Source organism: Stenotrophomonas sp., assembly GCF_032103445.1.
Lineage (GTDB): Bacteria > Pseudomonadota > Gammaproteobacteria > Xanthomonadales > Xanthomonadaceae > Stenotrophomonas.
On record NZ_DAMDFR010000089.1, the window covers coordinates 1 to 12,627 of the forward strand.

Annotated in this window: 11 protein-coding genes; 6 read left to right on the forward strand and 5 right to left on the reverse strand. The window is 67.3% G+C overall.

Annotation, left to right across the window (positions count from 1 at the left end; translation table 11 throughout):
- Positions 1-81: 81 nt before the first annotated feature.
- Positions 82-951, reverse strand: coding sequence for a methylglyoxal synthase (locus tag RT551_RS19700; RefSeq protein ID WP_313461650.1), 870 nt, complete (start codon positions 949-951; stop codon positions 82-84).
- A 220-nt stretch (positions 952-1,171) separates the two neighbouring features.
- Between RT551_RS19700 and RT551_RS19705 the strand changes: the two genes are divergently transcribed.
- Complete coding sequence (locus RT551_RS19705; protein ID WP_313461651.1) at positions 1,172-1,462, forward strand: hypothetical protein; 291 nt, start codon at positions 1,172-1,174, stop codon at positions 1,460-1,462.
- A 10-nt stretch (positions 1,463-1,472) separates the two neighbouring features.
- On the opposite strand, the gene RT551_RS19710 is transcribed toward RT551_RS19705, so the two are convergent.
- The 3 genes from RT551_RS19710 to RT551_RS19720 all read right to left on the reverse strand — a co-directional run bounded on the left by RT551_RS19710 (position 1,473) and on the right by RT551_RS19720 (position 7,972).
- Positions 1,473-2,918 (reverse strand): FAD-dependent oxidoreductase, encoded by a 1,446-nt coding sequence (locus RT551_RS19710; protein ID WP_313461654.1) that lies wholly within the window; start codon positions 2,916-2,918, stop codon positions 1,473-1,475.
- Positions 2,919-2,973: 55 nt separating this feature from the next.
- Entirely contained in the window at positions 2,974-7,428 is a 4,455-nt protein-coding gene (gene gltB / locus RT551_RS19715) for a glutamate synthase large subunit (RefSeq protein ID WP_313461657.1), read from the reverse strand.
- Between the two features lie 178 nt (positions 7,429-7,606).
- Positions 7,607-7,972, reverse strand: a complete 366-nt coding sequence (locus tag RT551_RS19720) for an I78 family peptidase inhibitor (protein WP_313461676.1) — start codon at positions 7,970-7,972, stop codon at positions 7,607-7,609.
- 185 nt (positions 7,973-8,157) lie between these two features.
- Between RT551_RS19720 and RT551_RS19725 the strand changes: the two genes are divergently transcribed.
- The gene (locus tag RT551_RS19725) at positions 8,158-9,210 is read left to right on the forward strand and encodes a DNA topoisomerase IB (protein ID WP_313461659.1); all 1,053 of its coding nucleotides are present in this window, start codon (positions 8,158-8,160) and stop codon (positions 9,208-9,210) included.
- Positions 9,211-9,232: 22 nt separating this feature from the next.
- Here the strand turns inward: RT551_RS19725 and RT551_RS19730 are convergent, their stop codons facing one another.
- Positions 9,233-9,574: a hypothetical protein gene (locus RT551_RS19730; protein WP_313461662.1), complete on the reverse strand. Its 342-nt coding sequence runs from the start codon at positions 9,572-9,574 to the stop codon at positions 9,233-9,235.
- A gap of 151 nt (positions 9,575-9,725) precedes the next feature.
- Here RT551_RS19730 and RT551_RS19735 point away from each other — a divergent pair, with 151 nt between their 5' ends.
- The 4 genes from RT551_RS19735 to RT551_RS19750 all read left to right on the forward strand — a co-directional run.
- A complete protein-coding gene (locus tag RT551_RS19735; protein ID WP_313461665.1) occupies positions 9,726-9,965 on the forward strand; it encodes a hypothetical protein in 240 nt (79 codons plus the stop codon).
- Positions 9,966-9,981: 16 nt separating this feature from the next.
- On the forward strand, positions 9,982-11,067 hold the full coding sequence (locus tag RT551_RS19740) for an SDR family oxidoreductase (RefSeq protein ID WP_313461667.1): 1,086 nt from the start codon (positions 9,982-9,984) through the stop codon (positions 11,065-11,067).
- 128 nt (positions 11,068-11,195) lie between these two features.
- The gene (locus RT551_RS19745; RefSeq protein WP_313461670.1) at positions 11,196-11,582 is read left to right on the forward strand and encodes a BlaI/MecI/CopY family transcriptional regulator; all 387 of its coding nucleotides are present in this window, start codon (positions 11,196-11,198) and stop codon (positions 11,580-11,582) included.
- Positions 11,583-11,585: 3 nt separating this feature from the next.
- On the forward strand, positions 11,586-12,627 hold a 1,042-nt coding region (locus RT551_RS19750), incomplete at its 3' end, for a M56 family metallopeptidase (RefSeq protein ID WP_313461673.1).

Below are 12,627 nucleotides of genomic sequence, written 5' to 3' on the forward strand. Positions count from 1 at the left end.
CAAAATTGGACAGGTGTCCAAGTTCTGGGGGTCACCTCAAGGGCGTGGCTCTACGACGGCATGCGGTACCGTCCCGCCGCGTCACCCTGCGCGCTTTGCTGCGGCCTGTGCCCAGCGCGCGGCTACGCGCGGGGCGGTGATGCATACCGCCTGGTCGGTCACCGTGGTCACCGCGCGCTCCAGCAGCTGGATATCGGCTTCATGCTGGCGGGCCACATGCGGGTCCTCAAAGAAAATCGCGCGCTGGCAGCGGCCTTCCAGCACCCGGTCGGCAATCTGCGCGTCGCCGCCCATCGGGCCGCTCTGGTAACGGGTCACCCATTCCTGGTCCTGCGGCCAGCCTTTGCTCCAGGCCAGTTCGTTCAGCCGCTGCCCGGTGGTGCCGGTGCCCACGCGGTGCTTGAAACGCGCCAACACGTCGAAATGTTCGTCGGCAAAAGCCAGCATGGCCGGCTTCATCGCATCGTGGGCGATCAACGCCAGGGTCTGCTGTTCAAACGCATGCAGGTCGTTCGCGCCCGGGTCTGCCACGAGCCCCGCATGCACCCGTTCCACCTCGATCCAGTCGCGCGCGGTGGCAACGGTGGAGATGAACGGCTTGCCGTGGATCACGCACTGGCGCTTGAGCGCGGTGGCTTCGGGGAACACCGAGGACGGATCGACCGGGTCCATCAGGTAGATCGCGCCGTCCAGGGTGCGCTCGGGCGTGCCCATGCCCACCACCTCGGCCACCAGCTTCATCAGGCCACCCTCGCGGCCGTTGGGGTAGCGGTGCAGGGCCGGGAGGTCCTTGAGGAAGCCCAGGCGCTGGATGGCGTCGTAAGTGCGTCCCACCGCATGCAGTTCAACGCCCAGTTCGCGCAGGCCTGCCTCACAGGGGCCCAGCCAGCGGAACAGCGCGGCGTGCTTGTCATGGTGGTGCAGACGGTTGGCGGCCAGGCCGATGCGCATGGGGCGTCCTTGGGGATGTGATGCCCGACAGTGTAGGGCGAATCGGATGCGTCGCAGCCACGCAGGGCGTGGCTCTACGGGTGTTTCCAAACCCGACGTAGAGCCACGCCCTGCGTGGCTGCCCACGGCCTTCACACCTTTTCGTAAAAGTTGCATAGCCCCAAAACAGGCCACAACCGACATTGACGCCCTCCCAACCGTCAATCAGGACACCCCTGCCATGACCGTCGCCGTTCCCCCCATCGACCCGTCCGTGAAGGCCCTCGCCGCCAACCGCAGCGCCCGCATCCGCGCCCTGGGCCGCCTGCTGCGCCACGCCAGCACGGGCGATGCCGATGTGCTGCTGGCCGGGCTGGCGCGCATGCTGGACGCGCATATCGGCCACGACCATGGCGATGACGCCAGCAACGGCCGCATCCGCGATCAGCTGGATGAGATTGAGCTGCTGCTGGCGTTGGAGATTGAACGCGCCGGGGTGCGGGTGGGACCGTTGCTGTCCAGCGCGGCTTGATGACAGGCGATCACGCGCACACCAGCTGCACGATGCTCGCCGCGGCATCCCGCCCTTCGGCCACGGCCGTCACCACCAGGTCCGCCCCGCGCACCGCATCGCCACCGGCAAACAGCTTCGGGTGCGCGGTCTGATACGGCAGACGACCCGCGCCGCCGGCCACGATGCGGCCGTTGTTCCCGGCCTCCACGCCCTGCGCGGTCAGCCAGGCCGGTGCGCTCGGCGAGAAGCCAAACGCAATGATCACCACGTCGGCCTCCAGCAGCGATTCGCTGCCCTCAATGGCCACCGCGTTGCGACGGCCCTGCGCATCCGGCTCGCCAAGCTGGGTTTCCACCACGGTCACGCCAATCACTTCGTCATCCGCGCCGGCTTCGATCGACAGCGGCTGGCGGTTGAACAGGAAGCGCACGCCTTCCTCGCGGGCATTGGCCACCTCACGCGCGGAGCCGGGCATGCTGGCCTCGTCGCGGCGGTAGGCGCAGGTCACCCGTGCCGCGCCCAGCCGCACCGCGCTGCGCACGCAGTCCATGCCGGTGTCGCCGCCGCCCAGCACCACCACGCGCTTGCCTTCCAGATCCGGCAGCGCCATCTGGTCTTCCCAGCCGGCAATCGGCCGGCCCTTCGGGTCGTCGCCACTGACGATGCGGCTGTTCTGGACCAGGAACGGCAGCGCCGGCAGCACGCCCTTCAGATCCTGGCCCGGCAGGCCGCCATCGGTATAACGGTAAGCCCCGGTGCCGACGAACACGGCGTCGTACTCGGCCAGCAGGGTGTCCATTTCGATATCGCGGCCGATCTCCACGCCCAGCCGGAACTGCACGCCCATGCCTTCCAGCACGTGCCGGCGGCGGCTGATCACCGCCTTGTCGAGCTTAAAGCTGGGAATGCCGAACTGCAGCAGACCGCCGATCTGTTCGTAGCGGTCATACACCACCGCCTGAACGCCGGCACGGGCCAGCCGGTCGGCGCAAGCCAGGCCGGCCGGGCCGGCCCCGATCACCGCCACCCGCTTGCCGGTGGATTCCACCGCGGCCAGGTCAGGCGTCCAGCCGGTGGCCAGTGCGGTGTCGACGATGTACTTCTCGACCGCGCCAATGGTGACCGCGCCAAACTCCTCCAGCGTGCAGCTGCCTTCGCACAGGCGGTCCTGCGGGCAGACCCGGCCGCACACTTCCGGCAGTGGGTTGGTGGAGTGGCACAACGTGGCCGCTTCGTGGATGCGGTTTTCCTGCACCAGCTGCAGCCACTGCGGAATGGCGTTGTGCACCGGGCACTTCCAGCTGCAGTACGGGTTGCCGCAATCCAGGCAGCGACCGGCCTGGTATTGCGCGTCTTCCTTGCCGAACGCGCCGTACAGCTCGCCCCAGTCGCCGGAGGTGCGCAGCTCCACCGGAATGCGCTGCGGCATGGTGCGGGGCAGGTCGAGGAATTGGAAGGCTTGCTTGCGGCTCATCGTGCGGTGTCCAGGAAGGCCGGGCAAGCCCGGCGCTACATGCATGAGGGGTGGATCAGGCGGCGCGGCGCAGCGATTCGGTCAGCGACTCGATGCTGGCGGCCTTCGGTTTGACCAGCCAGAACTTGCCGACGTAATCGCGGAACTCGTCGAGAATCTGCTGCGCCCAGATGCTGCCGGTCAGCTCGCGGTGGCGGCTGATCAGCGTATGCAGGTGCTGCCGGTGATTCTCGAAGCCCTCGGCGGAAATGCGATGGATGTCGATCAGCTCGTGGTTGTAGCGGTCCACGAAATCGCGGTCGATATCCAGCACATAGGCCAGGCCACCGGTGAAGCCGGCCCCGAAGTTCAGCCCGACCTTGCCCAGCACCAGCACGATGCCGTCGGTCATGTATTCGCAGCAGTGGTCGCCTGCGCCTTCAATCACCGCCAGTGCGCCGGAGTTGCGCACGCCGAAGCGTTCGCCGGCACGGCCCGCAGCGAACAGCTCGCCGCCCGTCGCGCCATACAGGCAGGTGTTGCCGATGATCGCTGTGTTGCGTGCTTCGAAGCGTGCGCCACGCGGTGGGCGCACCACCAGGCGACCACCGGCCATGCCCTTGCCGACGTAGTCGTTGGCTTCGCCTTCCACCTCCAGGTTCAGCCCGCCGACGTTGAACGCGCCGAAGCTCTGCCCGGCGGTGCCGCGGAAGCGCAGGGTCAGCGGTGCTTCGCTCATGCCCTGGTTGCCGTGCGCGCGGGCAATGGCACCGGACAGTCGCGTGCCGATTGAGCGGTCGGTGTTGTGGATCAGGAAGCGGTGTTCGCCGCCCAGCTTGCCGGCAATGGCCGGAGCCAGCAGGCCGTCCATCTGCGTGGCCAGGCTGTCGGGCCATTCGTACAAGCGCTGCGCGGCGCAGTGGCTGCCCGGGAACGACGCCGGCTTCAGCAGACGGCCCAGGTCGACCTTCACGCCGGGGCGCGGGGCGACTTCCAGCTGCTGCAGCAGGTCGGTGCGGCCGACGATTTCATCCAGCGAACGCACGCCCAGGTACGACAGCCAGCCGCGCACTTCCTCGGCCAGCAGGCGGAAGAAGTTCTCCACGCGTTCCGGCAGGCCGGTGAAGTACTGCGCGCGCAGGCGGTCATCCTGGGTGGCGACACCGGTGGCGCAGTTGTTGAGGTGGCAGATGCGCAGGTACTTGCAGCCCAGCACGATCATCGGCGCGGTACCGAAGCCGAAGCTGTCCGCACCCAGCAACGCGGCTTTGATCACATCCAGGCCGGTCTTCAGACCACCGTCGGTCTGCAGCAGGGTACGTTCCCGCAGGTCGTTGGCCACCAGCGCCTGGTGCGACTCGGCCACGCCCAGCTCCCACGGCACGCCGGCATAGCGGATGGAACTGACCGGGCTGGCTCCGGTGCCGCCGTCATGGCCGGACACCGTGATCAGGTCCGCACCGGCTTTGACCACGCCGGCGGCAATGGTGCCCACGCCGGCATGGCTGACCAGCTTCACCGACACCAGTGCGCTCGGGTTGACCTGCTTGAGGTCGTAGATGAGCTGGGCCAGGTCTTCGATGGAATAGATGTCGTGGTGCGGCGGCGGCGAGATCAGGCCGATGCCCGGCTTGGCATAGCGCAGCCGCGCGATCAGCTCGTTGACTTTGTGCCCCGGCAGCTGGCCGCCCTCGCCGGGCTTGGCCCCCTGCGCGACCTTGATCTGCAGCACTTCGGCGTTGACCAGGTATTCGGCGGTGACCCCGAAGCGGCCCGAGGCCACCTGCTTGATCTTGCTGCGCTTGTCGGTGCCGTAGCGCGCGGGATCTTCGCCGCCTTCGCCGGAGTTGCTGCGCCCGCCCAGGCGGTTCATCGCAATCGCCAGCGCTTCATGCGCTTCCGGCGACAGTGCGCCCAAGCTGATTGCGGCGGTGTCGAAACGACGGAACAGGTCTTCGGCCGGGGCCACCTCACTGAGCGGCGTCGGCGTCGGTGCGGCCTTGAGCTGCAGCAGATCGCGCAGCGCCGACACCGGCCGGCCGTGCACCGCTTCGCAGTAGCGCTGCCAGTCCGCCGCATCACCGCTGCGCGCCGCGCGCTGCAGGGTCATGACCACGTCCGGGTTGTACATGTGGTATTCGCCGCCGTGCACGTACTTGAGCAGGCCGCCCACGTCCGGATGCAGCAGGTCGTTCCAGGCACGTACGGTGAGTTCGCGCGCTTCGTCATCCAGGCGCGCAAAGCCCACACCGGCCACGCGCGAGGCGGTGTCCGGGAAGCACAGATCGACCACTTCATCGTCCAGCCCGACAATCTCGAACAGCTGCGCGCCGCGGTAGCTGGCCACGGTACAGATGCCCATCTTCGAGATGATCTTGGACAGGCCCTTGTAGATGCCCTTGCGGTAGCTGCGGCCGATCTGCGACTGCTCGCCGCCCTTCTTCAATTGCAGGATGCCGCGCCGGCCCAGGTCGAACAGGGTCTGGTAGGCCAGGTACGGATACACCGCGGTGGCCCCGAAGCCGAGCAGGCACGCCATGTGGTGCGGGTCGCGCGCGGTGCCGGTTTCCAGAATCAGGTTGACGTCGCAGCGCAGACCGACGTTGGACAGGTGGTGATGCACCGCACTGGTGGCCAGCAGTGCATGCACCATCGGCCGGTCGGCCACCGGGTAGCGGTCGCTGAGCAGCAGCATGACGATGCCTTCGCGCGCGGCCGCTTCGACTTCCGCGCAGATGCGTTCGATGCCGGCCTTCAGCCCTTCTTCCAGGCTGTACGACAGGTCGATCAGGCGGTTGCGGTCGGTGTACTGCGGCATTTTCAGCAGCTGGCGCAGCTTGCGCTGGCTGAGCACCGGCGAATTGAGGATGACGTGGTTCACCGTCTCCGCGCCGGCATGGAAGATGTTGGTCTCCTTGCCCAGCTGGGTGGTCAGCGACATCACGCAGTCTTCCCGCAGCGGGTCGATCGGCGGGTTGGTCACCTGCGCGAAGGCCTGGCGGAAGTAGTCGTACAGCGGACGGCTGTGCTGGCTGAGCACCGCCATCGGGGTGTCGTCGCCCATCGAGCCGGTGGCTTCCTGCTCGGTTTCGGCCAGCGGGCGCAGCACCTGTTCCACTTCCTCGGTGCTGAGCTGGAACAGCTTGTGGTAGCTGCGCAGGGTACGTTCGTCGAACGGCTCTTCCACCAGCGACGGGTCGATCAGCTCGGTCTGCAGGTAGGTCACGCCCTGCTGCAGCCACTGCTTGTACGGGGCACGGCCGCGGTTGATGCGGTCGATGGCGTCCGAGTCGAGCAGGTCACCGCGCTTGAGGTCGATGGCCATCATCTCGCCCGGACCCAGCTTGCCCTTGCGCACCACGCGCTCGGCCGGCACTTCCCACACGCCGGCTTCGGAGGCCACCAGGAAGTGGCGGTCGGAGGTCAGCATCCAGCGCGCCGGGCGCAGGCCATTTCGGTCCAGCGTGCAGGCGGCATAGCGGCCGTCGCAGGCGACGATGCCGGCCGGGCCGTCCCACGGCTCGCTGTTGAGCCCATAGAACTCGTAGAACGCGGCGAGATCGGCGTCCTTGAACTCCAGCGACTGGGTCGCCGGCGGCACCAGGATGCGCAGCGCCTGGATCAGCTCCATGCCGGCGCTGACCATCAGCTCCAGCATGTTGTCCAGGCTCTGCGAATCCGAGCCGTGCATCGAAATCACCGGGTCGAACTCGGCGATGTCGAAGCGCGGCGTCTTCCACACCTTGCTGCGCGCCTGCGCCCAGCGCCGGTTGCCTTCAATGGTGTTGATCTCGCCGTTGTGGGCGAGCATGCGGAACGGGTGCGCCAGCGGCCAGCGCGGCAGCGTGTTGGTGGAGAAGCGCTGGTGAAACACGATCGCGCTGGACGCCAGGTCGCTGCGCTGCAGGTCCGGGTAGAACCGGCTCAGCTTGTCCGGCAGCACCATGCCCTTGTAGCTGATCGCGTTCGGGGTCAGCGTGGTGACGTAGAAATCGGCGTGCTCACGCAGCTGCTGCTCGCTGCGGCGGCGCGCAAGGAACAACGCCAGGGTGAACCCAGCCTCGTCCTGGCCGGGCCCCGCATCGACGAACAACTGCTCGATATGCGGCAGGGTGTCGCGCGCCAGCTGGCCACAGACACTCGGGTCAGTCGGCACCACGCGCCAGCCCAGCGGCTGGCAGCCGGCGTCGCGCAGGGTCTGTTCCAACGTGTTGCGGCACTGTGCGGCAGCGGCTTCGTCGTGTGGCAGGAACACCACGCCGGCGGCGTGCTGCGCACCCAGGGTCAGGCCGGCTTCGGCGGCGAGGGCTTTCAGGAACACGGTGGGACGGCGCAGCAACAGGCCGCAGCCGTCGCCGGTCAAACCGTCGGCGGCGACGCCACCGCGATGGGTCATGCGCGAGAGCGCGGCAATAGCGGTATCGACCAGCAAGCGGGACGGCTGGTCGTCGAGCTGCGCGACCATGCCAAAACCACAGGCGTCGCGTTCGTCTTGCGGGTCGTAAAGCCCTTGGCGGTTGCGGGGGGCCATGTCTGCCTCAAAGTCGGGTGAGCGGCGACAGTCGTCCCCGCTCAGTCCGTTTGAGCGCAGCTGAAGGCACCGGATGTTTCGACTAGATCACAGTTGCTGCGACGCCGCAATACACGGTTGCACTCGAAACCAGCGGCGCTGAGAACAGCTGCAGACGCCGCTGGAAACCCGCCCCAATTCAGCCGCAGCGCACGCCGGTGACGACGTTCTTGTCATCCACTTCCACGTTCAGGCGCTCGCCCAGGAACTCCATCGTGGTCACGTCAGTGGGGTGCAGCACGCGCACCTGCTTGGCGGCCGCATCCTGTTGCGCCTGGCCTTCCATGCCGTCGCTCCAGGTCTGGCCGATCAGGCTCTGCACCTGGGTGGCGTCGCAGTTGCCGACTGGCGGTGCCTCGGTGGCCTTGCCTGCTTCTGCCGGTGCCGGTGCGGAGGCTTCTTCGGCTGCCTTCTGGGCGTGGGCGGTGGCCGCTTCCTGCTCGTCCATCGGCGGGGCCTTGCAGGCACCGAGCAGCAGCAGGGCGGGAACCAGAGCCGCTCCCATCAGCAGGGGACGGAACGAACGGGGGGCGCGGGAAGACAGAGACGACATCGAGACTCCGGAAAGTGGAAGACCAGGAAGCCATGGAGCATATCGCCAACCCGGGTGTGAGGTGTTTGTCTTCTGTTATTGACGCGCCGGAGGCAACGCGGTCACGACACTGACCTTCCCGGTTCCGATGTCTGTCCATGCCTGTCCGACACACTGTCACTCCCGAAGCCCAGGCCGCCCGCGCCGCCGGCCTGCGCTATGTCAGCGACGAGCAGCCGGGCATTGCCCGCCGTCGTGCCGGTAAAGGCTTCAGTTACCGCGATGCTGACGGGCATGCGGTGCGCGATGCAGCCACGCTGGCGCGGATCCGCGCGCTGGCGATTCCGCCGGCGTATACCGACGTGTGGATCTGTGCGCTGGACAACGGCCATCTGCAGGCCACCGGCCGCGATGCGCGCCGGCGCAAGCAGTATCGCTATCACGCCGACTGGGCGCGGGTGCGCGGCGACGGCAAGTTCGACCGCGTGATTGCCTTCGGCAAGGCGTTGCCCGCGCTGCGGCGACGGCTGCGCCGCGACATGAAGCTGCTCGGCTTTCCGCAGGATAAAGTGCTGGCCATCGTGATCTCGCTGCTGGCCGACACCCTGGTGCGGGTAGGCAACCCCGAGTACGCCCGCGACAACCGTTCGTATGGGCTGACCACGCTGCGCAACCACCACCTGGCGCTGGTCAGGGGTGGGCGAGCGCGCATGCACTTCCGTGGCAAGTCGGGCCAGGTGCAGGATGTGGAGATCGACGACAAGCGGCTGGTCGAACTGATCCGGCGCTGCCAGCAGTTGCCCGGGCAGGCGCTGTTCCAGTACCGGGATGACGACGGCACCCTGCAGCCGGTGGATTCGGGGCAGGTCAACGCGTACCTGCGCGAGGCCATGGGCGAGGATTTCAGCGCCAAGGACTTCCGCACCTGGGGCGGCACCGTGGCCGCGCTGAAACAGTTCGCCGCTACCGAGTTGCCGGACAAGCCCAGCGAGCGCGCCTTGGCGGCGCTGCAGAAGCAGGTGGTGTGCGAGGTAGCCACCCTGCTGGGCAACACGCCTTCGGTGTGCCGCAAGGCCTACATCGACCCCAGTGTGTTCGAAGGCTGGCGCGCCGGCAGCCTGGCCAAGCTGGCCGGCCTGCGCGGGGAACGCCAATGGGAGGCGGCCACCCTGCGCTTCCTGCGCAGCGCACGGAGAGTGACCAAACCGTAGAGCCGGGCTTGCCCGGCTGCTCTTAACCGCAATAAACCGCCGTAATGTTGTTGGTCCGCCCAGTCTCAATGGTCAACCGCTCGCCACCACTTTCCGCCCCCGGCGAAGGATTGGCCACCCCACTCGCGGTCGCCCCGGTTTCGGCGTGACGCGACCCGATCACCTGTACCTGCAGGCTGTCACTGTCCACCCGGGCGCGTTCCACGGTGGCATCCGAGGCGGCCAGCCCGACTGCGCCGCGGACCTTGTCCACGTGGCACTGGCCCGAGATCACGCCGTCGATGGGTTGAACACTGGCGACCTGGGACGTGCTGCAGGCCGTCAGAGCTACCAGCGCGGCAGCAGAAAAGATCGTACGAAGCATGGTGGCAGACTCCCTGAGTTCAGGATCAAAGCGTGCCGCGTCTGCCGTATGCAGCAGATGAACATCTGCACAGTACCCGCACACGTCATTCACCCCCGCTGTCCCCCTGGATCCGCAGACTGGGACGCTCCTAATGCAGCGGGAGAAGGTCATGGCGCTCTGTGACGTCTGTGGCAACGAGTACGACAAAAGCTTCACCGTGACCCAGGCTGGCCGCACCGGCACTTTCGATTCCTTTGAATGCGCCATCCATGCCTTCGCTCCGCGCTGTGCGCATTGCCAATGCATCGTGATCGGCCATGGGGTGGAAGCCGATGGCATCACCTTCTGCTGCGCGCATTGCGCCCGCCACGCCGCCGGTCCCACTGACCGTGCACCGTTTGACCGCTGAACCGGAGGAGCAATCCATGGCGACTGCCAAGAAGACCCGCAAGCGCGTAAGCAAGCCCGCACCGTCTGCAGACACCCAGAAGGGAGGCAAGCGCACCCCCGTAGTGAAGACCGCTACGCGAAAGGCAGCGGCCGAAGATCCTCGTGCCGCCCGTGTCGCCTCGCGCCAGCGTCGACTGCAGGACCAGGAGAAGGCCAAGGATGCGCGCGCCGCGAAAAAAGCCGCGAAGAAGCCGACCCAGGCGGGCGCACGTACCCAGCCGGAGAAGATGCCCGCCCAACACCTTGCCAAGCCCGGCAATGAACACGAACTGCAGCTTGCCCCAAGATTCCTTGCCCCGGACTACGTGGGAAGCGGCAAGCTGCAGGGCAAGCGTGCCATCATCACCGGGGCCGATTCCGGCATCGGCCGCGCGGTCGCAGTGCTGTTCGCCCGCGAAGGTGCCGATGTCGCGGTGCTGCATCTGGACGAAGCCGAGGATGCGGAGATCACGCGCCAGCACGTCGAGGCCGAGGGTGTCCGCTGCGTGGTGATTGCCGGCGACGTGCGCGACCCACGGTTCTGCAACAAGGCAGTGAAGCAAGTTGCCAAGGCCCTTGGCGGCATCGACATCCTGGTCAACAACGCGGCCTTCCAGCTGCATTGCCACCGCCTGGAGGATCTGGAAGACGCACACCTGCAGGAAACCCTGCAGACCAACATCGGCGGCTACATCCAGATGGCGCGTGCGGTACTGCCGCATCTGGAAGAGGGCGACTGCATCATCAACACCGGTTCTGAAACCGGGCTGTTCGGCAGCAAGTCGCTGATCGATTATTCCTCGACCAAGGGGGCGATCCATGCGTTCACCATGGCCCTGGCCAGTCAGTTGCTGCCGCGCGGGATTCGCGTCAACGCCGTGGCTCCCGGTCCGGTGTGGACGCCGCTGAATCCTGCCGACAAGCAGGCACCTGATGTGGCCGAATTCGGGAAGAACAGCGACATGGGGCGTGCCGCGCAGCCGGAAGAGCTTTCGCCGGCCTACGTGTTTCTTGCCTCGCCGGTGACCGCCAGCTACATCAGTGGCGTGGTGTTGCCGGTGATGGGCGGGCCGCACGGGTGAGGAGCAGCCGGGCAAGCCCGGCTCTACCAAAGCGCGCATTGACCGTTCGTCGGCTGGGATCCTCCGGCACTTGACGACAGTTGTAGTCACGGGCATGGTGGCGACACGTGTAGTCATCGGAGCGTGTCATGCGTGGGAAAACCATCGGGGACCAGGAACTGGCCCTGCTGCAGTACGTAGCGGAACAGGAAACGGCCAGTGTCGGCGAAGTGGCCGCCGGCTTCGGCGAGGCGCGCGGGCTGGCAAGGTCGACCGTGCTGACGATGATGGAGCGCCTGCGCAGCAAGGCATACCTGACCCGCGAGCAGGTGGACGGGGTTTACCGCTACGCCGCCACCGGGGAACAGGACACGGTGGTGCAGGGCGCGGTGGCCAGCTTCGTGGAAAAGACCCTGCAGGGCTCGGTATCCCCGTTCGTGGCCTTCATGTCGCACAAGGCGGAAGTGAGTGATCAGGAACTGGCTGAGCTGGAAGCCCTGGTGGCCCAGCTGCAGTCGCGTCGGCGGGAGGGCTGAGCGATGGAAACGATGATGACGGAACTGCTGGTGCGGCTGGGCTGGACCAGCCTGCAGAGTGTGGTGCTGGTGGCGCTGGTGTGGGCGGTGTGCCGGTGGCTGCCACGCCTGCCCGCCGCTACGCGGTGCCGTCTTTGGTGGCTGGTGGCGCTGCAGGCCGTGCTTGGGTTGGTGTGGAGCAGCCCGCTGGAACTGGCGGTGCTACCGGCTCCTGACATCAACACCGCCGTGATGGCCGCGCAGCCGATGCTGCAGCAGGCCTCGGCGCTGGCCCCGATGGCAGTCGAAACCGCGCTGCCCTCCAGCTTCGCGCTGGTTCCGGCGGCAGACGCTCCGGCATGGCCGCTGCTGGTGTTCGCACTGTGGGCGTCGGGCGTGCTGCTGATGCTGGTGCGCAGCGTGCACGCCTACCGGCAGAGTAGGGCGCTGGTGCGTAATGCCGCGCCGTGCACTGACGATGGCCTGCAGCAGGCACTGCAACTGGCAGCCGAAGCGCATGGCCTGGCGCGTGCGCCGCAGCTGAAGATTTCCGCTCAGATTCGTTCGCCGCAGCTGATCGGGCCGTGGAACCCGGTGCTGCTGCTGCCGGCGCGCGAGCTGCCAACGATGGCCGCTGACGACCTGGACATGGCGCTGACCCATGAGCTGGTGCACCTGCAGCGCCGTGATCTGTGGTGGGGCCTGCTGCCGGCGCTGGCGCAGCATCTGCTGTTCTTCCACCCGCTGGTGCATCTGGCGGCCCGCGAGTATTCGCTGGCCCGCGAGGAGGCCTGCGACAGCGCGGTGGTGGCCGGCCACGGGCACTGCCGCCATGACTACGGTCGTCTGCTGGTGCAGCTTGGGGTGGCCCCTCGCCCGGCGGTCGGCGTTGCAAGCGCATCGCCGAACTTCCGCAGCCTGAAGCGTCGCCTGCTGACCCTGCAGCAGACCGCCACGCTGCCGCGTGTGGTCTCGGTGGGAGTGACCGCGCTGTTCGTGCTGGTCGGCGTGGCTCCGCTGCGGCTGGTGGCCGCCGTTCCGCCGCCGCCACCGGCCCCGCCCGCAC

Coding starts and splice junctions, on each gene's coding strand:
- RT551_RS19700 (WP_313461650.1), bottom strand. CDS start 951: ATGCGCATCGGCCTGGCCGCCAACCGTCTGCACCACCATGACAAGCAC.
- RT551_RS19705 (WP_313461651.1), top strand. CDS start 1,172: ATGACCGTCGCCGTTCCCCCCATCGACCCGTCCGTGAAGGCCCTCGCC.
- RT551_RS19710 (WP_313461654.1), bottom strand. CDS start 2,918: ATGAGCCGCAAGCAAGCCTTCCAATTCCTCGACCTGCCCCGCACCATG.
- gltB (WP_313461657.1), bottom strand. CDS start 7,428: ATGGCCCCCCGCAACCGCCAAGGGCTTTACGACCCGCAAGACGAACGC.
- RT551_RS19720 (WP_313461676.1), bottom strand. CDS start 7,972: ATGGGAGCGGCTCTGGTTCCCGCCCTGCTGCTGCTCGGTGCCTGCAAG.
- RT551_RS19725 (WP_313461659.1), top strand. CDS start 8,158: ATGCCTGTCCGACACACTGTCACTCCCGAAGCCCAGGCCGCCCGCGCC.
- RT551_RS19730 (WP_313461662.1), bottom strand. CDS start 9,574: ATGCTTCGTACGATCTTTTCTGCTGCCGCGCTGGTAGCTCTGACGGCC.
- RT551_RS19735 (WP_313461665.1), top strand. CDS start 9,726: ATGGCGCTCTGTGACGTCTGTGGCAACGAGTACGACAAAAGCTTCACC.
- RT551_RS19740 (WP_313461667.1), top strand. CDS start 9,982: ATGGCGACTGCCAAGAAGACCCGCAAGCGCGTAAGCAAGCCCGCACCG.
- RT551_RS19745 (WP_313461670.1), top strand. CDS start 11,196: ATGCGTGGGAAAACCATCGGGGACCAGGAACTGGCCCTGCTGCAGTAC.